The sequence below is a fragment of the Nocardia sp. CC227C genome (assembly GCF_030767025.1).
GTDB lineage: Bacteria > Actinomycetota > Actinomycetes > Mycobacteriales > Mycobacteriaceae > Nocardia.
Genome location: NZ_JASITE010000012.1, coordinates 154,222 through 177,672, shown reverse-complemented (window position 1 = coordinate 177,672; position 23,451 = coordinate 154,222). Strand labels below are relative to the sequence as shown.

Sequence of the window (23,451 nt, the reverse complement as noted above, 5' to 3'; positions counted from 1 at the left end):
GGCTCAGGCCGGGCAGGCGGTGCCGTTCTCCGGCAGGGTGCCCTGCCTCAGGTAGTCCACGACGGCCCGCTGCGCGCAGCCGGAATGCGAGACCACCGGATGGCCCCAGCCCTGCCATTCCACGGTGGAGGTGCGCGCCCCCGCCGCGGCGAGCGCGCCGGTCACCGTGGGCCGTCCCTCGTCGCCCACCACCGGATCGGCCTTCGCGCCCAGCACCAGCGTGTCGAGGTCGAACTGCTCCGGCATGGCCTGCGGCGTGGCGACCGGCCAGGCCGAGCACAGCATGAGGTCGATGGCCGCCACCCGCCCGAAGGCCGGGTACTCGCCGCCCCAGGTGTCCATCAGCTCGCGGGCCCGCACCGGGGTGGCGGGCTGCTGGCTGTCGCTGCACCGGTTCACGAACGCGCCGTCGTTGGCGATGGCCGCGGCGGCCCGCTGCACCCGCGGCGTGATGGGTCCGCGATCGCCGCGGCCGAGTGCGGCCAGGGCGTCGGCGAATTCGGTCACGACGGGATTCGGCAGCCCGCGCGGATCGCCGAGGATGTCGCTGAGCGTGGTCACCAGCGCCGACGCGGACAGGTCACCGAACTCGCCGCGCTCGGCCCGCGCCACGAGATCGGTGATGGCCGTGCGCGGATCGTCGCCCAGCGCGCAGTTCAGGGCCCGGCAGCGCTGTGCGAAGGCGCTGAGCGCGGCCTCGGCGCCCTTGACCCGCTGTTCGGCCCGGCCGACGGCATCGGTGTTGACCGGTTCGGGGGAGTCGAGCACCAGGCGGGCGAGGTGGTCGCCGTACTTGCGGGCGTAGGCCAGCGCGATACTCGACCCGCTGCCGGTGCCGAGCAGGGCGATGTGCTCGACCTGCCACTGCCGCCGCAGCTGTTCGATGTCGTCGGCGGCGTGCGCGGTGTCGAAGGTGCCCTGTCCGGGCTGTAGATAGTCCTGGCAGGAGATGGTGGCGTCCTGGCTCAGCCCCGCCACCGCCGCCACCGGATCGCTTGCCCCGGGGCCGAATTGGGCCTGGTCGAGCAGTCGCTGCCGGATATCGCCGCCCACGCAGTCGATGGGTTCGGAACTGCCGATGCCGCGCCGGTCCACGGCCACCACGGGCCGGGCGCTCAGCAGCGCCCCGGCACCGCCCGCCGCGAAGGCCGCCAGCGTGGCCGTGGAGGCCCGATCGGAACCCGAGGTCAGCACCAGTGGCGCGGCGTCGGCGGGGGTGCGGTCGTAGCGGGCGCGCATGGCCGCGGTCTGGAAGTTGCCGCCCACGCCGCCGGTGGCGTCCACCTGCGTGGAGTATTCGGCGCATTCCAGGACGAGTCCGGCGGGCGGCGCGCCCAGCGACAGCAGATTGAAGGTGGGGACGGTGCAATCCCGCCATGCCAGCTCGGTTTTCGGCACCTCGGGTGCCGGGGGCGGGGTGGGTTCGGTGGAGGTCCGCACCTCCCCGGCCTGGCGCGGCCGTTCGACCGCGACGTCGGGGCGGTCCGACGGCCCGGCTCCACAGCCGGTGGTCACCAGGATCGAAAGTGTCGACGCCAGCAGAGCGGCCCGAGTCCAGCGCATGCGCTACAGCCTGCCAGGTCCGGCGGCCGGTTTCAGCAATGGGTGGGGGCGGCCGGTGCGCCGCCGTGCTCGGGAGGTTGGGAGCCTCAGCCGTGCGGGTGGGCGCGTTCCCAGCGGGTGAGCATGGTGCCGTCGTCCGCGAGCAGCAGATGCCGGCACGACATGGGTGTCGGCATGGCGTTGGGGGACAACGCGATCCGCCGTCCGGTTCCGCCCACCAGCAGGGGCGTCACGGTGAGGCAGAGGTCGTCCACGGCCTCGGCCTCGATGAGGTCGCCGAACAGCGCGGGGCCGCCCTCGCACAGCACCCGGCGGAAGCCGCGCTCGCTCAGGGCGGTGCGGATACCGTCTGCGGTACAGGCGGTCTCGCCCGCTTCGACGATCTCGGCTCCGGCGTCGGTGAGGGCCTTCTTGCGGTCGGCGGGCGCGTCGGCGGTGGTGAGGATGAGCGGATGCGCGCCGGTGTCGGTGAACAGGCGGCCGGTGGGGTCGAGCGCCGCGCTGGCGGTGACCACGGCGATGCGGGGCGGTGCGCCGTCCGGGTGGCCGCCGAAGCCGTGGTGGTGCAGCCGGATTCGCAGCCGTTCGTCGGTGTGGGCGGCCCCGTAGTTCTCGGCGCGGGCGGTGCCCGCGCCCACCAGCACCACGTCGGCGAGGTCACGCAGCAGGTGGAAAACCCGTTTGTCGGCGGGCGTGGCCAGTCCGCCGGATCGTCCGTCCAGGGTGGCCGCGCCGTCGATGCTGGTGACGAAGTTGACGCGTATCCACGGCCGATCCGGTCGTACCGGATAGGCGTACATCCCAACCAGTTGGTCGTCGCCGACGGCTGCGAGCTGGGTCACATTGGGGATACGCTGCATGACTGTCCATCACACCACGTCAGTACGCTACGCGGGTGCAACAACGCCTCGTCGATCGCCACCCGGAGGTTCCGGCAGATCAGCTCGTCGCCCAGATGGTGCCGCCGCCCACCTTCGACGAGGTGAGCTTCGCCTCCTACATCCCGGACCCCGCCGAGCCGACCCAGGCCGCCGCCGTGCGCACGGCCGAGGAGTTCGCCGCCCAGGTCACCAAGGTGCGCAAGGCCGCCGACAAGAAGGGCCTGTTCGGCAAGAAGAAACCGGTACAGGGCGTGGGCCTGTACCTCGACGGCGGCTTCGGCGTCGGCAAGACCCACCTGCTGGCCTCGATCTTCCACAGCGTGCCCGCCCCGAAGTCCTTCGGCACCTTCGGCGAGGTCACCAACCTGGTCGGCGCGCTGGGCTTCAACAACGCCGTGGAACGGCTCGCGGCCAACAGCGTGCTGTGCATCGACGAATTCGAACTCGACGATCCGGGCGACACCATGCTGGTCTCGCGCCTGCTGACCGAGCTGACCGCGCGCGGCGTCTCGGTGGCCGCCACCTCCAACACCCTGCCGGGGCAACTGGGCGAGGGCCGCTTCGCCGCCCAGGACTTCCTGCGCGAGATCAAGAAGCTGGGTTCGCTGTTCGAGGCCGTGCGCGTGGACGGACCCGACTACCGCCACCGTGACCTGCCGCCCGCCCCGGAGCCGACCGCCCCCGAACGGCTGGCCGAGAAGGCCACCGCCACACCGGATTCCACGCTCGACGAATTCGATCAGCTGTGCAAGCACCTGAGCACCCTGCACCCGTCGCGCTACGGCGCGCTGATCCACGGCATCGCGGCGGTCTACATCTCCGGGGTGCACACGGTGACCGATCAGGCGGTGGCGCTGCGCATCGTGGTGCTGGCCGACCGCCTCTACGACGCCGGTATCCCGGTGACGGTCTCGGGCGCCAAGCTGGATCAGATCTTCTCCCCGGAGATGCTGGACGGCGGCTACCGCAAGAAGTACCTGCGCGCCATCTCACGCCTGCTGGCGCTGTCGCGCTTCGAGGCCCCGGCCGCGTCCTGAGGCGGGCGCTCACCGGGCGGGAGCCCGCAGGTGCCTAACCGGCGTCGGCCACCGCGCGCGGCCGGTCGCCGCGCAGGCTGTACAGCTCCCGCGCACGGGCCGGGGTGATGGTCTCCGGTGTGGTCGGCGGCTCGTTCTGCACGTGCTGGGCGAGGATCTGTCCCGCCATCGGCGCGATGAGCGGGGCGGCCTTGATGAGCCCGAACGAGTTGAACAGCGCGAACAGCCGGACCAGGAGCTTCGCCGCGGGGCGGACGGCGAGATCCACCGGCGCCGGGTAGTCGTATCCGCCGAGTCGGCGCATCCACTTCGGGGTGATGGGCGCGGAGGCGAGCGACAGCAGTCTGCTGCCCAGCGCGTAGGTGATGCCCGCGCCGTTCTTCCTGGATGTCCACAGCAGATGCCGCATGCCCTCGGCCGCGGCCTCGGAGGTGCACAGCCGCGGGCGCACCCGCGCGTAGTACTCGCGCACCTCGGCGCGATTGCGCGGCACGTCCTCGGGTTTGCAGGTCTGGAGTTCGGCGGCGACGGCGCATTCGGCCCAGTACCGCTCGTCTTCCTCGGGGGTGAGCGGGCCGGGGCCGTAGACCTCGTACGCCTTGAGCACCGAATGCCAGCCGGTGATGTGTATCCACAGCTGGGTTTCGGGGCTGTTGGCGCTGTAGCGCTGCCCGCTGATGGGTTCGATGCCGGTCATGGACGCGTGCACCCGCATGAGGTGTTCGGATGCCTGGACGGCGGTGCGTCCGTCGCCGATCGCCGCGAGCAGGAAGTACGAGAACGTGTTGTCCAGCCGACTGCGCGGATCGGTGTAGATGCCCCGGGCGTCGGCGACGGCCGCGGTCAGGAACGGGTCGAAGTGTTCCAGGACGACCGCCCGCTGGAAGCCGATGACCGCGGTGGGCGCGGTCCAGATCTTCCAGCTCAGCGAATCGGGGCCGAAGAACCCGTAGTCGTCCCTGCGGAGGGTGGTCGGATCGAAGGCCATGCGGCTGCTCCCTCGTTGCGCGCTGCGCCTGACGGCGAATACAACGCCACCGTAGCAATTGTGGGCGGCGAATACAACGGTGCCGTAGGATTTGTGCCGACGGCCGTTTTCCCGATCCGGGCCGCGGCTGACACGATGGTCGAATGGAGGTGAGCTGGCCGTGACGAATTCCCGCGCCGGGACCGACCGCCCGCGCCGCCGCTACGCGCCGCGACTGCCTCCCGAGCAGCGCCGCGCCCAACTGCTCGATGCCGCCTACGCGGTTCTCGGCCGAGTCGAACTGCACGAACTCAGCATGGAGGCCGTCGCGCAGCAGGCGGGTGTGGCCAAACCGGTGCTGTACACGGTCTTCAAGACCCGAGCCGAACTGGTGGAGGCGCTGCTGGAGCGGGAACGTGAACGCGGTCTCGAACAGGTCGCCGACACCCTGCCCACCGACCTGGTCGGCATGGATCCGGTGGTGGCGGCCTCCTCGACGGTGGCCGCCTTCGTCGGCGTGGTGCTGGAGTATCCGACCCGCTGGCGGCTGGTCCTCACCTCCCCGGGCAGCGCGCCCGAGGAATACCGTGCGGCCCTGCGCAGTTCGCGCACGGGCATCTTCGATCAGGCGGAGGCGCTCATCCGCATGGGTGCGGCGCTCGACTCCCGTTGGGCGAGCGTGGATTCCGGGCTGCTCGCCAATTCCCTGCTCACCATCGCCGAGATGCTGGGCCGCCTCGCGGTGAGCGAACCGGCGGAGTATCCGAGGGAGCGCCTCGACGAGTTCGTGCGCTCCATCGTCGGTCTGCTCGGCGGCGCGGCGTGAGATCCGATCGCGGTGTGTGGCCGAATTACCGTGTGCCGCGCCCGTGTTCGGCATCCCACCGATCCAGCAGGGCGGGCAACTCCTTGCTCATCCACACGAAGAACTCGTGCATATCGCGCACCCGCGCCGCGTCCTCGCCGTCCGGATCGTCGAACAGGGCGAGACCGCGCGCGGTGGTCGCGGTCAGGCCGTCGTACATTCCGGCCTGCTGTCGGGTGAGTTCGGGCAGGATGCCCGGGCGCACGGAGTAGTAGTCGCGTCGGTCACCCGGTTTGCCGACCTTGTCCACCCAGCCCATGGTGGTGAGCGTCTTGAGCGAACTGGAGATCGATCCCTTGGAGGCCCGCAGCGCCTCGGCGATCTGATTGAACGTCTGCTCGGGCGGATCGCAAACCAGCAACCAGCCGACGGTGCGGCCGACCATGCGGACCAGTCCCATCCGCTCCAGGACGAGCGCGAAATCCTCCACGAAGGCCAGCTGGGCGTCGGTGGGGGCGGTATTCGATTCGGCGGCGCTGGTCATGGGACGAGTATTCCTTTCGTCGGAGACGACTGTGCGGGGCGGGTTCACCGAACCCGCCCCGCGTTCGGGACTAGACCGCGAGGTCGCGCCGATCGAAGGCGGCCAGCGACAGTCCCACCGCGACGGCGACGACCACCGCCAGTACCGCGAGGTAGCCGATGTTCCAGCCGTTCACCAGCGGTGAATCGCCGCTCGCGTAATAGAAGGGCGAGAGCCTGCGCAGCCACTGCGCGCCGTCGACCATCCCGCCCAGGTTGTTGGCGAGATATCCCAGCACCGCGACCAGCGCCGCCACCGCGAGCGCGGTCCCGCGATGTCCGGTGACCGCCCCGGCGAGCAGCGTGATGGCGCCCACGGTCAGGGCCAGCAGCCCCAGCCCGGCGACGGCGGCGAGGATATTGCCCGCCGGGACGCCCATGTCGGCGCTCGCCGCCCCGGCCAGTACCGCGAGGCCGAAGACGGTGACCGCGACGGCGATCTGCGCGGCGAGCGCCGCGCACCGCTGCAGCAGCAGGTTGGCGCGGCCGACGGGCTGGGCCAACAGCAGGTCCAGGGTGCCGCTGTCCTCCTGGGCGGCCGTGCGGGTGGCGAAGGTGATCGCGAAGATGAGCAGCAGCAGCGGCCCCATCAGCGCGAACATGGTCGACTCCAGATAGCCGGTGGCCGTGCCGAAGTCGTCCATGCCGAGGGCGTCGTAGAAGCCGCCGCCCTCGACGTCGAGCGCGCCCTGCTCCTTGAAGGTGTCATAGGAGGGCACGTAGATCATCGGCACCGCGAACAGCGCGATCGACCAGCCGATCAGTCCGCGCCGCTGTTCCTCGAGGGTCTGCGTGAATACCGAGCGGGTCATGGTGAATTCCTTTGCGTGAGAGAGTGTGTCGGGAGTTCAGCGGCCGTACAGGCTGAAGAACATCTCCTCCAGGTCCGGTTCGGTGGACAGCACGCTGACCATCGGATATTTCGCGGCCGTCTTGAACAACGCGTCCACCTCGCCCTCGGTGGTGCAGCGCAGGCTGCGGCCCTCGACCTCGAGGTCGCGCACCCCCGGCAGTCGCTCGAAGTCGTCGGCGAAAATGTCGGCGGCGAAGACCATTTCGACGCTGCGCGGGGCGCGGCGGCGCAGTTCCTCGACATTCTCGGTGCCGAGCAGTTTTCCGGCGCGCATGATGACGGCGCGGTCGGCGGTCCGCTGCACCTCGCTGAGGATGTGCGAGGACATGAACACCGTCTGCCCGTTGCGCTTGGCCTCGCCGACCAACTCCAGAAACCGTTGCTGCAACAGCGGATCCAGTCCCGAGGTGGGCTCGTCGAGGATCAGCAGGTCGGGGGAGTGCATGAAGGCGGCGACGATGCCGACCTTCTGCTTGTTGCCCTTGCTCATCGAGCCGACCCGCTTGGACAGGTCCAGATCCAGCAGTCCGGCCAACTCCTCGATCCGCCCCGCGGGCACGGTGGCGTGCTGATCGGCGAAGAACGCCAGCAGCTCGCGGGCGGTATGGCGGCCCTCCAGGGCGAGTTCGCCGGGCAGGTAGCCGATGCGCCGCCGCAGTTCCGCACCACCGGCGCGGGGGTCGGTGCCGAAGATCTCGACATGTCCGGCGGTGGGCCGGATCAGGTCGAGCAGGATGCGGATGGTGGTGGATTTGCCCGCGCCGTTGGGGCCGAGAAAGCCGAACACCTCGCCCGGCGCGACGTCGAGCGTAAGGTCGGTGAGGGCGACATGCTTGCCGTAGTGCTTGGTCAGCCCGGCGACGCGAATGGCGGGGACGGTCATCTTCACTCCTTGGTAGCCGCTCTACGCTCTGTTCTGCATGTGCGGTGTGTTCAGTAAACACTGAACATCGTGAATATGTCAATGGCGGGCGCCTGCACAATGGTCCCGGTGACCCGTGACCCCGCTGACCGTGAAAGGACCGATACATGCTGCTGCTCGAACCCGAACGGCTCGGTACGACGACACTGCCGGACGGCCGCCGCCTGGGCTGGTCGGAGTGGGGCCCGGCCGACGGGGTCCCGGTGCTCTTCTGCGCCGGGGCGGGCTGGGGCCGCCGCCTCGGCTTCGGCACGGAAGAACTTGCGCGCCTGGGCATTCGGCTCATCGGGTTGGATCGCCCCGGAATCGGCGGCTCCTCGCCCGCTCCGGACCACACCCTGCTCGACTGGGCGGAGGACGTGCGCGCGCTGGACTTGTCCGGATGCGCGGTGGTGGGATTCTCCCAGGGTGCGCCGTTCGCTTTCGCCTGTGCCGCCGCCGGTCTCGCCACGGCGGTCGCCATCGTCTCCGGTGGGGACGAGCTGGCCCATCCGGCGTTCACCGACGCGCTCCCCGAGCAGGTGCGCGATCTCGTCGATCTCGCCGCGAACGATCCGGCGGCGGCCGCGGCCGCGGTCGCGGCCTTCGCGGATCCGGACACCATGCTGCGCCTGTCGGTCGAGATGAGTCCGCCCGTGGACAGGGCCGTCTACGGCAGCCCCGAATTCGACAGCGCCTTCCGTGGCGCTCTCACGGACGGGTTCGCGCAGGGGCCCGGAGGATACGTCCACGACACCGTCGCGCACCTGTCACCGTGGCCGTTCGACGTGTCGGCAATCGACGTGCCCGTGGATCTCTGGTACGGCGAGCTGGATGCCAACCCCACGCATTCGCCCGACCACGGCGCGACCCTCGCCGCGCGGCTGCCCCTCGCCCGCCGCCATCTCGTGCCGGACTCGGGCGGCGCACTGCTGTGGACGCACGCGGGTCCGATTCTGGAGACGCTGCTGACGCGGCGCTGAGAACGGTCAGAACGTCCGCTGCATGACGAAATCGCTGTGCAGCTGCGCGCCGACGAGGAAGGTTTTGGTGCCGACCACCTGGAAGCCGTGCTTGGCGTAGAAGCGCTGGGCTCGCTGGTTCTGCTGGTTGACGCCCAGCCAGACGCCCGCGTGGGCGGCGACGCGCGCCCGGTCCAGGGAGGCGGCCATGAGGGCGGCGGCGACGCCGTGGCCGTGATGGCCGGGCAGCACGTACAACTTGCTCAACTCGGTCACGGGCCGCGGTGTGACGGCGGCGGCCACGTCCGGGTCGTTCGGTTCGGCGGCGACGAGCAGGCTGTAGCCGACGATGCGGCCGTCCGCGACCGCCGCGAGGACGGTGCGTGTCGGATCGGCGAGATAGTCGGCGAACCGCTGCGGGGACAGCACATCGGCGACGAAGGCGGCGATATCGGCAGCCCCGGCATCCGGCGGGCAGGCCAGCGGGAAGGTGACGGCCGCGACCTCGGCGAGCGCGGTGGCATCCGCCGAGCTCGCGAGTTCGACGGTCACGGTGGGATTGCTGCTCATCCGACCAGTGAAGCACGGGCGCGGGGCGGTGCGCGGCCGAGCCTCCGGCTGCGTCGCGAAAGGGATTTGCACGCAGTCGATGTCGGGCATCGGTCGCGGGTGTTACTTTTCGGGCCTTCGATGATCACGTACTCCTAGCGGTTGGGTAACGAATGCGGTCACTGTCGTGCCTACGGCCCTGCTGCCTGCGGCACTCTGGAAGTAGACGGCGTGGGCTGGTGGTTTTCCGTACCGATGGGAAGCGGCTCACGGCGCAGTGGTTTGGGGCGGTGATCGTGTGAGCACGAGGCGAGTAGAGGTTCCGCACGGGCGGTCGGTGGTTCTGGCCGACCCCGTGCTCCCCGAACCGGTCGCACCACGAAGAACGGAAGCCGATGCGCGGGGCCACCGTCCGGGGGTGGAATGCCGCACCCCCGGCTGCGCCGACTGCCGCTGGGACGAGCAGCGGCTCAAGTACTGGCTGCGCGGCCGCCTGCTCGCCGCCGGGGCCGAGACCGCCCACGTGGACGGCACGGTCGGCCCACTGGACCCGGATGTGCTGTGGCGGCAGGGTGATCGGGTGTGCGCGATCCAGGTGTGCGCCGCCGTGCCGGACCTCACCCGGGCCCGTCACCGCACCGCCGCGCTGAAGGCGGCGGGCTGCACCGAGGTGCTGTGGCTGTGCCCGCCCGGCTGGCAGATCGCACATCTGCCCGCCCTGGGACTGTCGGATTTCGCACCCGCGGACTGCGACTACCGCGCGGTGGGCGGGCAGCTGACACCCGGACCGGGCGGTTTGCTGACGCCGGGCGACAAGCCTTGGGAAATAAGGGATTTCATCGAGAACTGGGTCGCGGGCGAGGTGGCCTACGGCTACCGCGACGAACACACGGGAGGGTGGGCCACAGTGGCCGATTGGGAACGTCACACGCGCACTCAGGCGGCGGTCATCGCCCGCCAGCGCCGCGAGCTGATGAATCAGCGCACCGCGCTGGCACTGTCGCGCAAGTCCGCCCGCGACCGGTCCAAGCTGCTGGCCAAACTCACCCACCGGCTGGAACGCGCCGAGTCCTCCGCACAGCAGCACGCCGACGAGCTGGCCCTGGCACAGCGCCGCATCGCCGACCACGACCGCGTGGACGCCACCCTGCGCCTGACCGTTCGCAGTCAGCGCCAAGCCCTGATGCACTGGCAGCTGATCTCCTGGTTCGCGCTCATGGTGATCATGACGTTCCTGGTGGCGGCCTTCGTGGTGCTGGACTGACCGTGATGCCGGACTGACCGTGATGCCGCACTGACCGGGCGGGCCGCTCAGTGCAGCGAGCGGCCCGTGTACGCCGCGCCGACGGTTCCGGCCACGGCGCAGCCGGCGACGATCGTCCACGCCAGCGGACCCAGCGGGGTGCAGCCGAAGAAATAGTTCACCCCCGGCGTCATGATGATGGCGGCCAGCAGCGCGGTGCTGCCCGCCGCCGTGACCCAGACCAGCGGACTGTCCCGGCCGATCATGAGGGTCTGGCCGAGCTGGGTGGTGACCAGCGCGGCCAGCGCCATGGTCGCGGCGCGCTTCGGGCGACCGGTGGCGCGGCCCAGTATCCACGCCGCACCAGCCCCCGCCGTGGTGTACGCGCCGCGCACCGCGACGGCGCGCAGGAAGTCACCGCCGAGTTCGGGTTTCGGCAGCTGCCGCAGTTCGTGCCCGGCGTCGTCGGGGTCGAGGCGGTCGGTGGCGGTGCGGGTGCCCGAGAGCGCGACCGCCATTGCCGGGCCGAGGTCGGTCAGCAGGTTGACCAGCAGGAACTGCCGGGTGCCGATGGGCGCGCGCCCGGACAGCAGGGTGCCCAGCATGGTGAAGGTGACCTCACCGGCATTGCCGCCGACCAGCACGCCGATGGCATCGCGAACCCGCTGCCACATGCCGCGCCCCTCCACCAGGGCGGTGAGCAGGACCGTGAGGTCGATCCCGCCCGGCCGCTCGTCGTCGCGGATCTCATCGGAGCCGGTGATGATGAGGTCGGCGGCCTCGCGCGCCGCGACCGAGCCGCGGGCGGCGAGCCCGATGCCGATATCGGCGGTGCGGATGGCGGCGGCGTCATTGCTGCCGTCCCCGGTCATGGCCACCACATGGTCGCGCCGTTGCAGCGCGGTGACGATGCGCACCTTGTGTTCCGGGCTCACCCGGGCGAAAACGGTGGCGCTGTCGATGAGTTCGGCCTGGGCGTCCTCGTCCAGCCGGTCGAGGTCGGCCCCGGTGGCCACGGTGTCGGCGGGAATGCCGAGCTGCGCGGCGACGGCGCGGGCGGTGACCGGGTGGTCGCCGGTGATCATGCGCACTCTGATGCCGGTGCGGTCCAACTGCCGCACCAGATCGCGGGTTTGCGGGCGCGGGGTGTCGGCCAGTCCGATGAAACCGAGCAGGGTCAGCTGTTCGATCTCGTCGGCCACATCGTCGGGGGTGCGCGGGAAGTCGCGGCGCGCCACCACCAGCACGCGCAGGCCGCGTTCGGCGAGCCGTTGGATGCGGGCTTCGGCGGCGGCGCGCTCGTCGGCGGTGAACTCGACCCGCCGCCGCCCGCCGCTGCTGCCGTTGGCGCGCAGCACCTGGGTGCAGCGCGGCAGCAGCACCTCGGGCGCGCCCTTGACCGAGAGCCGGATGTGGTGGGCGGTATGCCCGACCGCCGCCGCGTACCCGCGATTGCTCTCGAACGGGATCTCCTCGATGGGATCCCAGGTGTGCGCCGCGTCCGGGCCGAGGGTGGCGTCCGCGGCCGCCACCACCGCGCGGTCGGTGGCGTGCACCAGCGGTCCGTCCTCGGTGTGCGGGCAGGCGCGCGCCGCCGCGCGCAGCAGCCGCCGGGCCTGCGGGGTGTCACCGGCCTGGTCGGTCTCCCACGACTCCTCGAGGTCGGCGAGCGCGGCCAGATGCAGCTTCCCGGCGGTGAGGGTGCCGGTCTTGTCGAAGCAGACGGTGTCCAGCCGGCCCAGCGCCTCGATGGTGCGGCTGGAACGCACCAGCACCCCGCGCCGCGACAGTCGGCGCGTGGCGGCGAGCTGGGCGACGGTCGCGACCAGCGGCAGTCCCTCCGGCACCGCCGCCACCGCCACCGCGAGCCCGTCGGCGAGCGCGGGCCGCAGCGGCAGTCCGCGCAGGAAGCTGGTCGCGGTGACCAGGCTGCCGCCGCCCAGGGTGAGCGGCAGCACCCGCTCGGACAGCGAGCGCAGATGCGCCTGCACACCGGCGGTGCGCGGTGGCCCGGCCACGGCGAGGGCGCGGCCGGATTCGGTGGCCGAGCCGACCGCCACCACCACCGCGCGGGCGCTGCCGTTGACCACGACGCCGCCCTCGAACACCATGCAGGACCGATCACCCAGGGCCGCACCGGGAGTCGCGGAGACCTGCTTGTCCACCGTCACCGATTCGCCGGTGAGCCCGGATTCGTCCATTTCCAGTCCGTCGGTCTCCAGCAGTCGCGCGTCGGCGGGCACCACATCGCCCGAGCGCAGCGCGATCACGTCGCCGGGCCGCAATTCGTCGGCGGAAGTGTTGGTTTCGCCGTCCTCGGTGACGAGGCGGGCGAGCAGGCGTTCGCCGACCAGCAGCCGGTGCAGGGACTGTCCGGCGCGGCGGCGCTGTAGCGCGGACACCACGGCGTTGAGGCCGAGCACCGAGCCCACCAGCACCGCGTCGGTGGGCGAGCCGAGCAGGGCGGAGGCGACCGCGCCGACGGCGAGCAGCGGGGTCAGCGGATCCGACAGTTCCCGGCGCACCTGCCGCGCCAGATCGGCGACGGTCTCCGTGGGAAGCGCCAGCGAGCGCGCCAGCTTCAGCGCCTCGGTGGCGACGGTTCCGTGTGGCGGCTGCTTGGGTTCGGGTGCGGGCAGGCGGGCCAGCACCTCATCGGGTTCGAGGGCGTGCCAGGGCACCAGCGGTACCGGTGTGACCTGGTCGGCGCGCCCGGCACGGCGGCCCGCGAGCAGTCCGGTGGCGAAGCCGAGCAGGGCGGCCGTCGAAATCGGCGAGGTGGCGGCCACGGGACGTGTCCGGGTGGGGCCGGAGGCGAGCAGCAGGCCGCTGAGGGTGGCGGCCGACAGGGTCAGCACCCGCCCGCGTTCGCTGGCGGCGCGCGCGGGTCCGGCCGCGGCGATGATCCGCCGCGCACACGTCAGATCCGGGCACACCACTCCGGCCTGCCAGGGCACCCGCGATCGGGTGCCGTTCCGGTGCGCGAGCCCGATCCCGAGATCGGCCGCGGCCAACGCCCGGTGCGCATTGCCGCTCAGCATGGCGACCACGTGGCCCTGCCGCTGCAATCGCCGCACCAGCGCGGTGGTCGATCCACCCGCGGTCACGAATTCGTCCGCGCTGCGCCGCAGTTCGGCCGTGGACTCGTCGCCGATGAGGACCACTCGCAATCCGGCCTTGCGCGCGGCGGCCAGCAGTCCGATCGCTTCGGGATGCAGTTCCCAGCCGACCAGCACCCGTCCCGCGACGGCCTGTCCGTCGCGCAACTCGTACCAGACCGGTTCGCCCTCATCGGTGTCCGCGTGCTTCCCGATCGGCCCCGACTCGGGATCCTCCCGCGGCCCACCCTGCTCCGGTGTGAGGGTGAGATTCTCGCGATGGCGGGAGCGGGGCGGGGGAATGGGCAGGTCGGGGCCGTCGCGCCAGAGCAGCCGCTGCGCGGCGCTCCACACGTGCTCGGTGGACCAGTCGGGGTTGCCGGTTTCGGCGGACAGCACCACCGGCCGGTCGCCGCGCACCGCGTGGCGGTCCACCACCAGGGCGGAGGCTCGGTCGAGCCGCCGCCAGAGCACCGCATCGATGGTCAGCACCCCCTGCATGGCCATGATGGTGGCCAGGGCGCCCGCGAAGGTCTCGCGGCTCGCGCGTGCGGCCTTGGGCACGCCCGCGGCGAGCGCGTCGGCCGCGTCCGACAAGCCCCGGCTCCCGGCGAGGGAGGTGAAGGAGACCAGGGCCGAACCCGTCGACACCTGTTCGGTGCAGCGTTCGACGGGACCGGGCGGCATCGGCACCGGACGGAGTTCGGGCGGGCGGTAGCGGTGGACGCCGGGTTGGTCCGCCCCCGCGATCAGATCGTCCCAGCGCTGCCACTGCGCGTACCGTGCGGCGGCTTCGACCAGGCGCACGGTGCGTTGCAGGCTGTCGGCGACGAGGCTGGCGAGATGTCCGTCCAGCGCCTGCCCGAGCGCGCTGCCGGTGGTGAGCAGGGTGTCGGTGCGGTCGCGGCCCAGATGCCGTTCCAGCAGCGCGCGCGCCGACGGCTGGCCGTCGACGAAGGAGACACCCCCGCGCAGCAGGTGTGCGGGCGTCGAGCCGGGCAGCGCCGAGCGCGCCACCGCCACGCCGATGCCGACGAGATCACCGGCCAATTGGACGGCCGCCGCCAGCACGGGTTCGCGTTCGGAGGTGTCGTCGACGACTTGGCTCCAGGCCGCGGTATCGGTTCCCGCGGCGCGTTCGGCGTCGACCAGGATCTCCTCCAGCCGCGCCGTGGTGATCGCTTCCCGGTCCACCGCGACCGTCACCCGCCCGAGCGCCTCGTTCACCCGGTGCCAGTGCACCCCGTCGGTGCGGTCGAGCCGTTCGGACACCGCTTTCGCGACCCGGTCGGCCTGTTCGGAGTGCAACCCCCTGACCTCGGCGTGTATCCGGTCGCCCCGGACCGCCAGATGCCGTCGCCGCTGCCGTGGGCGCGGGTCGAACAGGGCCTCGAGGTCCCGGGTGACATCGTCGGTGAACTCGTTCACCACATCCGGCAGCACCGGTTCCAGCAGGTGGCGCGTCCCCCGTGCCGCCGCGACGGCGGGACGGCCCACCAGGGTGACCGCCGCCGTGGCTCCGAGCATGGGAATCCGCAGCGGCGCGGTGGCGATCGATCGCAATCCGGGCATCAGCGTGCGGTCTCCGTCGTGGTCTCGCGGGCGGTGGTCTTGCGGGCGGCCGATTTGCGGGTGGTGGTCTCGCGGGCGGTGGAACGCGTGGGCGACTTCCGGCGCGCGCCTTCCGCACCGCCGGACCGGCGCGCCGCCCGCTGGGGCTTACTCGCCGCGGACCCGCTGTCGTCCGCATCCGCTCCGTCGGCCTGCCTCGCCGCACCGGCCCGCCGGGTGCTCTTCGTACCGACGGACCCCGCTCCGGCTTCCGCCTTGCGCGTTCCGGACTTGCGCCGGGAGCCGGTCGCATTGTCGGCCCCGGCAGCCGAATCAGCCGCTGCGGCGCTGCCTGTCGCTGCGGCGCTGTCGTCCCGGCGGTCGCCGGTGTCGTCCGCGTGCTCGCGGCCCGCCTGCCGGTCCGACCCGTCGTGTCGCCGGGCGCGGTTCACCAGGTACACCGCGCCCGCGGCGGTGCCCGCCCCCAGGGCCAGCGGCCATTCGACGAGCCCGATCACGCCCGCGGCGGTCGCCCCGAGGACCACCGCCGTCGGCGTGCTGACGCCGGAACGCGCGCCGGAGTACGCGCCCTGGACCGCGCCGCGCGCCGCGCCCGCGGTGGCTCCCACCACCGCGCCGCCGAGGGCGCCCACCGTGGCGGTGACCGCCGAGGTGGCCGTGGACGCCGTATTGCCCAATACCTTCGTCGTAGCTGAAACAATGCCCATGACTGATCCCGAGAATGGTCGTTGGCGATGTCATGGACGTAGCCCGGGAACGGGAAGGCAAACGTTCCGGCGGAAGATCAGGATTCGCGGCTCAGCCGGAACGGCCCACGGTCCCAACGCCATCCGTGCTTCAGCACCAGGGCGGCGAAATCCAGGAGTTCCAGTCCGGTTTCCTCCCGAATCCGGCGTAGCTCCGCCCAATCGACCGGTCCGTCGGCGAGCCGGTTGCGGAGGATGTTCTCGGTGCGCGCGTCGACCTGCCGCCGCATCAGGTCGGCGACCCCGGACTGACCGCCCGTCCACACCAGCCAGCCCCAACCACGGGTGTGCGCGTACCCGCGCCCGGCCGTCGCCTTGGCCCGATTGGCGTGCACCGCCACGTGCCCGAGCGGAATCACGTCGATGAGCACCACGCGCCCGTCGGCGAAGCGCACCGCGACACTCGGGTGGTGCACCCGCTGGGCTCCGTCGAGTTCGTATTCGACCGCACCGGGACACTCCTGGAACGACTCGACGCGTTCGCTGCCGTCCAGCATGCGCAGCAGCCGCGCCTGCAATCCGGTATCGAAGGTCACCTCGCGCCCGAGTTTCTCGGCGAACATGGTGCCGCGCCCGTCGTCGTCGAAGTCGAGGCGGTCGGCCGGGCCGTCGGGCAGCTCCTCGGGTGTGCTGTCGGCCCACTCCACCCGCCGCAGCCACGGATTCCAGATCCCGGCCGGCACCTCCTCCGGTTTGGCGGCGGGCAGCAGATGCCAGCGCCCCTTCTGCTGCCAGCCCGCGATGCGCTGAAAGACGAATCCGGCCAATCGTTTCGAATCCTGGAGGTCGTGCCCCGCCAGCCGCAGCTTCAGATACGCCCAGTCCTGCGCGGCGATATCGCTGTCGGTGGCATAGGTTTCGGCCAGCAGCGTGCGCACCAGCCGCTCGTCACCCAGTCCCACCGGATACCGCTCGGCGAAGACGGCCGTATCCGGATGTCCGGTGCCCTGCACGCGCCGCACCATCTGCCCGACTGCGCGCGTGTACAACTGCCGCGCTCGATCCCGCGACACCCCCAACCGCGCGCCCAGCAGGGTCAGCGTTTCCGGGCTCTCCCCGTCGAGTCCGAGTCGGCAGGTGATGAGCTCCCGGTCGCGCGGCCGTTCCTCGGCCTGCTCGTCCACCATGACGGCGACGACCTCGTTGACGTCCTCGAGCCCGAAGGTCACGCTGTCCCGGCTGTCGAGCAGTCCGCTCGCACTCCTCACACTTCTCGTCACCGCGGCCCCACTGTCCGTGCTGTCGACATCTTCGCCAGTCTGTTCGACGAGATTAGCGTCGAGCACCGACAATCCGTGCCGACCGGGACCCGTGTCCGGCCATCCGCTCCCGGATCAGCCGATGGCGGCGTTCATGATGGTGCCCGCACTGGTGGCGATGACGCCGCCGATCATGGCTCCGGCCACCATCTTCGGTGACGCCAGTCCGCCACCGGTCCATTTCTCCCAGGCGAACCGACCGCCCGCGTAGGTGATGCCCAGGACGCCGGACAACAGCACGAACCAGGTGAAATACCGCACCAGCTTCATGAGTTTGTCCGCCGCGGGCGGCGTTTCGGGAGTCGGATTCCCGATCTGGGCGAGCACGGTGTCGGCCAGGGCGCTGATGATCGTCACCCTCCGACGGTACCGCGAAACGGCCGCGAAGTGGCTGTGAATGTGCCCGAGAACTACTGCGCGCGACCGGCTTTCAGGGGGCATCGCGGTGTCCGGAATGTCGGATATGGTGGGTATGACGAAAGCCCCGGCACGAGTGATCGTGCCGGGGCCGCCGTGGAGCGGATGACGGGATTCGAACCCGCGACCCTCACCTTGGCAAGGTGATGCGCTACCAGCTGCGCTACATCCGCATGTCGCGCACCGGGGCTTGTGCCCTGCGGCGTGCGAGAGAGAACACTAGCCCACACCCGGCCGGAACTCCAAAACGCCCGTACCGGAGTGGGCCTCTGCGGGTTTCCGCCACGTTCAGCGGGGTGTGGCGTCGTCGGGTAGCGGGATGACGGCGTTGATGAGCGTGCGGTCCGCGGCCGTGGTGGTCATGACCAATTGCGGGCTCCAGATCCGCCGGGACGCGTCCGGGCGGAACTCGGTGACGATCACGATGTACTGGCCGGAGAACGCGCCCGGTGAGATCTGCACGCAGTGCGTGGTCAGCGGCGGAATGGTGTCGATCCCGGCCTGGATGTCGGCCGCCGAGGGCACCGCCGCGTCGGCCGCGACCAGTTCCCGGGCCAACGCCCCCGACCGCGCCACGTAGTAGGCGTGCTGCAACGCCAGAATCGCGTCCGGACCCGTCCGGGTGCCGCCCGGACCGTTCCCGCGCACATGCTCGCCCTTGACCTCCGCCGGACATTCGGGCGTGGCCGCGCCGACCGGTGCCGTCGCGTCGTTCGAGGACGCCACCGGCGATTCGGGAGCCTCCGAGCCCGAGCCCTCCGAGCCCTCCGAGCCCGCCGAGCCCGCCGACGTCGCGGGCACCACGGTCGGCGCCGCCGCGGGCGCAGGCTCACTCGACTTGTTCACCTGCACCAGCACCGCCGCCGCTACGGCACACACCGCGAGCACACCGAGCAGCGGCGCCGCCCACCGCTCCCGCGAATCCCACATCCGCTCCCGCAGCGACCACGGCTCACGATTCGCTACCGACCGCCGCCGCGTTCCCCCGGACGTCCGATGCAGCCGAGCCAGGGCCGCCGCCGCCTCCGCCCGCGACCGCGCGGCGACCTCACTCCGCGTACCCGGCCGGTACGCCGACCGCGCGGTGTGTCCATATGCCGACCGGCTGCCCGCATCGGATGCCGCCCGCATCCCCTCGTCTCCCGGCCATGTCCCCTCGTCGCGTCCCGACGGCGTACCCGCGTCGTACCCGTGTGCGGCAGTCCCCTCTCGCGTGCCCGCGCCGTAGCCCGGCCGCGTCTCCCCGTCCTCCTCGAATCGAGTAGGCGAGCCGCCTCCCGATCGGTTGTCCGTGTCGTAGTCCGGAGGAGCGCCTGTGGCGAACCGACTTCCAGCGCCTGCGTCGTGATCCGCGGTGTCATGCTCCGGAGGAATACCCGTGTCGTGGTCCGGCCGAGCGTCGGCGCCGTGCACCGGTCCAACGGTCGTGTCGTCCCCGGCCGAATCCCGATGCGCCCGTGCGGCTCCGCCGGACCGCGCGTGCGCCACGGCGGGGGGTGCGGTCGGCGGCTCGGGCATCCAGTGCGGATCGGCCGACGGGAACGGGTGGGGCCGTGCCGTCCGGTCCCGCCGCCACGCCGCGGATCCCACCGCGGCGGACGACTGCGGGTCGGACCGGACGGCAGCATGGTCGGTACCGCCGGAGTAGTCCGGGTCCGGCTCGAGGTCGTCCTCGTCGTCGACGAGGCGGGCGCGCTGTCTCGTCAGGCCCGCCAGGCGGTCGTCCCAGCCGGGTAGGTCGTCGTAGTCGCCGCCCTCGTCGTCGAAGTCGTATTCGTCGTCCATTCGGATGTAGCGGTCGGCTTCGGGGCCGACGTCCGGTGTCGCGGCGGCGTCGAACCCGTCATCGCCGTATCCGCCCGGTGCGTCGGCGAATCCGGCGCGGTCGTCACCTCGGCGGCTTCGCGCGGGTGCCCCGCTCTCGCGGCGGGGGACGCGGCGGTCCGGAGGTGCTGGCGCGCCGAGGCTTTCGCCGATCCAGTCGGCCCAGCTGCCGGAGTACCCGCCGTCAGTGGGGGAGGTGTCGATGGTGCTCATGGGATGACCTGTGGTTGCGCGGGGGAGGCGAGGGGGAAGCCGCCGGAACCGGCGGGATTCGTGGTCGGGGCGGTGGGTGCGAAGAGCGGGGAGGGGCTGGTGTTCGGGGCGGTGGTCGCGTCGCCCGGCTCGCCGAGCGGGAACTGGCCGCCGGGGGCGGTGGACGGCGTGCTGGTGGTGCTGGGTGCGAAGTCGAAGCCGCCGTCGGGCCGGTCGCTGCCGCCCTCGGGGGCGCCGCCGTAGTCGTGCACCCCGGCGAGGTCGTGGGCGAGCGCCGCGAACCACTGGCCCACGAATTGCGCCGGGCTGTCGCCGAAGTCGCTGCCCTGCGGATTGGAGTAGTCGTGCTTCTGCGCGGTCTGCCAGTACCGCACCCAGGTGTTGGCGTCGAACAGGTCCTTGTTGTCCTGGAGGTTCTCCACCACCGCCTCGAACGCCTCGGTGACCAGGTTGTCGATGGTGGTCGGCGGCACCAGCTGGGTGACCGCGCCGACCACCTTGGCGCCCAGCACCGCCAGCCCCGCGAGCGGATTTGCCAGTCCGGCGGTGGCGATCTCCGCGATATTGCCCGGCGTCAGCACGCTGCGCACCACGGTCACCACGGTGTTGATGGCGATGGTCCCGAGTTTCAGCAACGCCTGGAACGCGTCCGGGACGTTCACCGGGTTGCGTGGATCCGACGCTTCGGCCAGTCGCTGGGAAATGGACTTCTGCGGTGAGATCCGCAGATTGCTCAGCGAGGTGCCCGAAACATCGTCGTTCACCACATTGGTCACGGTCTTGACGGAGGTGAACGCCAGCGCCTGCCCGATCGACATGAGCGACCCGATCGGATCACCGCCGGAAAGCTTCACCTGCCCGGCGATATTGGCGACCACCTTCAGCAGCGCCGCGTCCTCGGGCACATCGCAGGCGAGATCACCGGAGGCGCAGAAGCTCGCCACCCGCCCCGTGAGCGCCCCGAAATTGGCGGCCACATCCCGCTCCGGCCCGATCCCGCCGCCGTAGGCCACCTGCGCGGGCTGCGCGGTGATCCGTGACAGCGCGTCTCCGCCGGTGCCGGGCACCGCGTCGGGCGTCACCTTGCCCGGCGATCCCGGGAACAGCGGCGCGCCCGGATTGCGGGTGGGGTCGCCGAACAGCGCCACCGCCGCGACCCTGTCCGCCGGAATCGCGCCCTTCCCCGCGCCGACCTCCTGCGCGAACAGCGAAGCCACGTGGGCCCCTTGGGAATACCCGGTGACGGCGATGCGGGTGTGCTCGCAGCGGTCCAGCACCGAACGCGCCATGGATTTCAGCGTGCCGAGCCCGCCGCTCACCGATGTCGCGTACGGCGTCTCATTGGCGGAGGTGGCTCCGCCGAACGAGGAATCGTAGGGCACGTACGCGCGGGCGACGAGGCCCTCGTCGGGCGCGGCGGCCAGCATGGGCCGGAAGACGGTGGACAGCATGCCGGTGTCGGTGGTCACCGCGGCGTCCGGTGAGGACTGCCCGGTGCCCTGGATGCCGAGCGCGAACAGCGCCGGACAGGTCTCGATGGGTGGCTGCTGGTCGGTCGGTGCGGCGGACGCGCCGCCGATCCCCACCGCCGCGATAACGCTGACGGCGGTCGCGAGGACAGCCGAGTGTCGAATTCTTGCCCAGGACAGCAATGTTCGATCCTCCTCGTGGTTCGGCGGTGGGTGCCGCACCCGGTGTTCAGCCGGTGTCGCGGTGTCCGGACTCCCGCTCCGCGGGCGCGGTGAGCTCCATGCCCGCGTCGCGGGCGGCCAGGAAGATCTGCTCGGCGAGCTGCCGAACCGGTTGCGGGGGAGTGCGTGTCGCATCGCCCTCGTCCACCGGATTGCGCACGGCGGCCGGATCCCAGACCGGCATCCGATGTGGCTCGAGTTCGCGCCACGGCTCGATCCAGTTCAGCCGCCACGCCCGCGCGCCCATATCGACGGCGCGCGCCTCCACCGCCTGCCGCCGGCGCGTCACCGCCTCCGGCAGCGGGCGAGCGGAATCGGCGACCGTGACCACCCCGACCAGGTGACTGCCCGCCGGTGTCGCCTCGTTCTGATGGGAGAGCAGCGCGTATTCGAGGGCGTTGACCCCGCTCATATGGGTGCGCGCCACCAGCACCACCAGCGGCGAATCCATATCGTGCAGCAGTCCGATCCGGCCCGGCCAGCGCCGGCCAGCGTCCCCGGCCCAGTTCATACTCGCCGCCAGACTGGTCACCCCGGCGCCGCCGTGCACGCCGACCAGCCACACCAGCGGCGGGCGCCCCGGCGGGACCGGCACCGAGCGGTGCCACATGGGTACGGGCGGCCAGTCGTTCACCGCAGCACCCCCAGCAGGCTCAGGTACGCGTCACGCGTCGGGGCCGCCAGCCGGTGCCACGAGATCACGCCGCCCTCGGCCAGATGCCCGTCGAACGGCACCGTCACCACATCCCGCACCCAACTGCCGAGATAGGTGCGCACATGGTCGATGGACGCCTGTCCGGCGCCCTGCACCTGTTCGGTCAGCACGATCACCGCGTCGCCGATGAGGAATTCGCTGTACTGCTCGTCGAGCCAGCGCAGCGCCGGTCGCAGCCGGTTGACCGCGTCGGGTCGGGCCGCGACCGTGATCACCAGCCCCACCCTGGGGTCGGAGAGCAGCGGTGCCGCCAGGCGGCTGGTGACCGGCGCGCCCGCGTCCAGCACCGCGAGCAGTCCGGCGGTCTCGAGGTGGCGCGTCACCGAGACCAGGGTTTCCCGGCGCGGCAGCGGATCCGGGCCGCGGGGGAGCACCCGCACGCCGGTGGCGGTGTGGCCGGTGCAGGCGAGCAGGGTGGAGGCGAGTTCGGGATGCGGGGTGTTCAGCCAGCCCTGCAGGGTGCTCACGGGTGCGGCGGCATCACAGCCGCGCAGGCCGACATCCCCGCCGCCGAGGGTGGCGTCCACCACGATCGGCCACACCTGTCCGTCGCTCTCGGCCACCGCGGCGGCGGCCAGACCGAGCGCGGTGGTGGACGCACCCGAGGAGCCCGCCGTGCCGAGCACCAAGACCGAGGGCAGGGCGGCGCGCACCAGGCGACCCTGACCGCCGCGCAGTGGAACCGGGTCGGTCGGCGCGCCGGGCGTCGCCGTGACCGACAGCTCCACCGCCTCGGAGGTCATGGGGCACTACCCTTCCGCGGCGACGATCGCGGTGATGAGTATCCGCCCGTCTCGCTGCGCGGTGGTGACGACCTGCTGCCAGGACGCCTGCTCCCCGCCCGGATGCCGCTCGTCCACGCTGACCAGCCAGCGCCCCGCGGGCAGCGGCGAGACGGTGACGCAGTGCCGGGTGCCCGCCGGGACCGCGGCGATGGCCTCGCGGGTGGCGCTCTCCGGGGCCACCCGGGCGTCCGGGGCGAGCAGGGCGCGCACGGCGGCGGGATCGCGCTGGACGTACCAGGCGTGTTCGAGGCGCAGGATGACGCCGGGGGCGGTCGTGACATCGCCCGCACCCGCGCCCACCACCCGCTCGGGGGTGACCGACTCCTGACACCAGGAGTCGGTGGCGTCGGCCGCCGGTGCCGCCGCGTCGGGCTGCCGTGGTGTGGACGGCGTTGCGGCCGTGTGCGTTTCCTCGCCGGTGAACAGCCAGGCTCCGGCCGCGACCACGGTGACCAGCGCCAGCGCCGCGGCGACCAGGGCCGAGCGCACGATCATCCGCTGTCGGCGTCGGGTGGCGAGGCTGCGCCGCCGCGCCTCCTCGACGAGCGGGGCCATGGGGTCCTCGGCCCGCAGATCCGACGAAAGATCCTCGCGGTCGTAGTCGTTCGCGTCCGGCATGCGGTGCACGCCGCGGTGGACGTCATCGGCTTCTAGCCACCGTGACCACGGGGCCGCATCCGGGCTCGCCGGATGATCCGCCCCCGCGCTCTCCGGGGACAGCGCGGGCATGGTCGCCCGCGGCATCGAGGCATCGCGCCGTTCGGACACCGACATCACTCCAATCGGTC

General features: G+C 71.7%; 20 protein-coding genes and 1 tRNA gene. 4 read left to right on the top strand and 17 right to left on the bottom strand.

Translation table 11 applies throughout. The features are described 5' to 3' along the window. Window positions 1-3: 3 nt before the first annotated feature. Entirely contained in the window at window positions 4-1,563 is a 1,560-nt protein-coding gene (locus QMO76_RS24130; protein WP_306363604.1) for an alpha/beta hydrolase, read from the bottom strand. Between the two features lie 86 nt (window positions 1,564-1,649). Continuing rightward, on the bottom strand, window positions 1,650-2,423 hold the full coding sequence (locus QMO76_RS24125) for a pyrimidine reductase family protein (protein ID WP_306363603.1): 774 nt from the start codon (window positions 2,421-2,423) through the stop codon (window positions 1,650-1,652). A 35-nt stretch (window positions 2,424-2,458) separates the two neighbouring features. Here QMO76_RS24125 and zapE point away from each other — a divergent pair, with 35 nt between their 5' ends. Then, on the top strand, window positions 2,459-3,481 hold the full coding sequence (gene zapE, locus QMO76_RS24120) for a cell division protein ZapE (protein WP_306363602.1): 1,023 nt from the start codon (window positions 2,459-2,461) through the stop codon (window positions 3,479-3,481). Between the two features lie 34 nt (window positions 3,482-3,515). Here zapE and QMO76_RS24115 read toward each other — a convergent pair whose 3' ends face one another. Next, window positions 3,516-4,469: an oxygenase MpaB family protein gene (locus QMO76_RS24115; protein ID WP_306363601.1), complete on the bottom strand. Its 954-nt coding sequence runs from the start codon at window positions 4,467-4,469 to the stop codon at window positions 3,516-3,518. 160 nt (window positions 4,470-4,629) lie between these two features. Between QMO76_RS24115 and QMO76_RS24110 the strand changes: the two genes are divergently transcribed. Further along, the gene (locus QMO76_RS24110) at window positions 4,630-5,274 is read left to right on the top strand and encodes a TetR/AcrR family transcriptional regulator (RefSeq protein WP_306363600.1); all 645 of its coding nucleotides are present in this window, start codon (window positions 4,630-4,632) and stop codon (window positions 5,272-5,274) included. Between the two features lie 25 nt (window positions 5,275-5,299). On the opposite strand, the gene QMO76_RS24105 is transcribed toward QMO76_RS24110, so the two are convergent. The 3 genes from QMO76_RS24105 to QMO76_RS24095 form a co-directional block, all read right to left on the bottom strand. Beyond that, window positions 5,300-5,797, bottom strand: a complete 498-nt coding sequence (locus QMO76_RS24105) for a GbsR/MarR family transcriptional regulator (protein ID WP_306363599.1) — start codon at window positions 5,795-5,797, stop codon at window positions 5,300-5,302. Between the two features lie 70 nt (window positions 5,798-5,867). Further along, entirely contained in the window at window positions 5,868-6,647 is a 780-nt protein-coding gene (locus QMO76_RS24100) for an ABC transporter permease subunit (RefSeq protein ID WP_306363598.1), read from the bottom strand. Between the two features lie 36 nt (window positions 6,648-6,683). After that, the gene (locus QMO76_RS24095) at window positions 6,684-7,571 is read right to left on the bottom strand and encodes an ABC transporter ATP-binding protein (protein ID WP_306363597.1); all 888 of its coding nucleotides are present in this window, start codon (window positions 7,569-7,571) and stop codon (window positions 6,684-6,686) included. Window positions 7,572-7,717: 146 nt separating this feature from the next. On the opposite strand from QMO76_RS24095, the gene QMO76_RS24090 reads away from it, so the two are divergent. Continuing rightward, window positions 7,718-8,572: an alpha/beta fold hydrolase gene (locus tag QMO76_RS24090; RefSeq protein WP_306363596.1), complete on the top strand. Its 855-nt coding sequence runs from the start codon at window positions 7,718-7,720 to the stop codon at window positions 8,570-8,572. 6 nt (window positions 8,573-8,578) lie between these two features. Here QMO76_RS24090 and QMO76_RS24085 read toward each other — a convergent pair whose 3' ends face one another. Next, complete coding sequence (locus tag QMO76_RS24085) at window positions 8,579-9,121, bottom strand: GNAT family N-acetyltransferase (RefSeq protein WP_306363595.1); 543 nt, start codon at window positions 9,119-9,121, stop codon at window positions 8,579-8,581. 397 nt (window positions 9,122-9,518) lie between these two features. Between QMO76_RS24085 and QMO76_RS24080 the strand changes: the two genes are divergently transcribed. Next, window positions 9,519-10,364, top strand: a complete 846-nt coding sequence (locus QMO76_RS24080; RefSeq protein WP_306363594.1) for a hypothetical protein — start codon at window positions 9,519-9,521, stop codon at window positions 10,362-10,364. Between the two features lie 47 nt (window positions 10,365-10,411). Here QMO76_RS24080 and QMO76_RS24075 read toward each other — a convergent pair whose 3' ends face one another. The 10 genes from QMO76_RS24075 to QMO76_RS24030 all read right to left on the bottom strand — a co-directional run bounded on the left by QMO76_RS24075 (window position 10,412) and on the right by QMO76_RS24030 (window position 23,431). Further along, complete coding sequence (locus QMO76_RS24075) at window positions 10,412-15,013, bottom strand: cation-translocating P-type ATPase (protein WP_306363593.1); 4,602 nt, start codon at window positions 15,011-15,013, stop codon at window positions 10,412-10,414. Then, window positions 15,013-15,720, bottom strand: coding sequence for a hypothetical protein (locus QMO76_RS24070; RefSeq protein WP_306363592.1), 708 nt, complete (start codon window positions 15,718-15,720; stop codon window positions 15,013-15,015). Before QMO76_RS24070 ends, QMO76_RS24075 begins: the two co-directional genes overlap by 1 nt. Window positions 15,721-15,797: 77 nt before the next feature. Continuing rightward, window positions 15,798-16,967, bottom strand: a complete 1,170-nt coding sequence (locus QMO76_RS24065; RefSeq protein WP_306363591.1) for a sigma factor-like helix-turn-helix DNA-binding protein — start codon at window positions 16,965-16,967, stop codon at window positions 15,798-15,800. Between the two features lie 126 nt (window positions 16,968-17,093). Next, window positions 17,094-17,375, bottom strand: a complete 282-nt coding sequence (locus tag QMO76_RS24060; RefSeq protein ID WP_306363590.1) for a hypothetical protein — start codon at window positions 17,373-17,375, stop codon at window positions 17,094-17,096. A 157-nt stretch (window positions 17,376-17,532) separates the two neighbouring features. Then, a tRNA-Gly gene (locus QMO76_RS24055) sits at window positions 17,533-17,608 on the bottom strand. 115 nt (window positions 17,609-17,723) lie between these two features. Then, complete coding sequence (locus QMO76_RS24050; RefSeq protein ID WP_306363589.1) at window positions 17,724-19,472, bottom strand: hypothetical protein; 1,749 nt, start codon at window positions 19,470-19,472, stop codon at window positions 17,724-17,726. Further along, entirely contained in the window at window positions 19,469-21,124 is a 1,656-nt protein-coding gene (locus tag QMO76_RS24045; protein WP_306363588.1) for a cutinase family protein, read from the bottom strand. Before QMO76_RS24045 ends, QMO76_RS24050 begins: the two co-directional genes overlap by 4 nt. A gap of 46 nt (window positions 21,125-21,170) precedes the next feature. Next, window positions 21,171-21,797, bottom strand: coding sequence for a hypothetical protein (locus tag QMO76_RS24040; protein ID WP_306363587.1), 627 nt, complete (start codon window positions 21,795-21,797; stop codon window positions 21,171-21,173). Next, the gene (locus QMO76_RS24035) at window positions 21,794-22,621 is read right to left on the bottom strand and encodes a hypothetical protein (RefSeq protein WP_306363586.1); all 828 of its coding nucleotides are present in this window, start codon (window positions 22,619-22,621) and stop codon (window positions 21,794-21,796) included. Before QMO76_RS24035 ends, QMO76_RS24040 begins: the two co-directional genes overlap by 4 nt. A 6-nt stretch (window positions 22,622-22,627) precedes the next feature. Beyond that, a complete protein-coding gene (locus tag QMO76_RS24030; RefSeq protein WP_306363585.1) occupies window positions 22,628-23,431 on the bottom strand; it encodes a hypothetical protein in 804 nt (267 codons plus the stop codon). Between the last annotated feature and the right edge of the window lie 20 nt (window positions 23,432-23,451).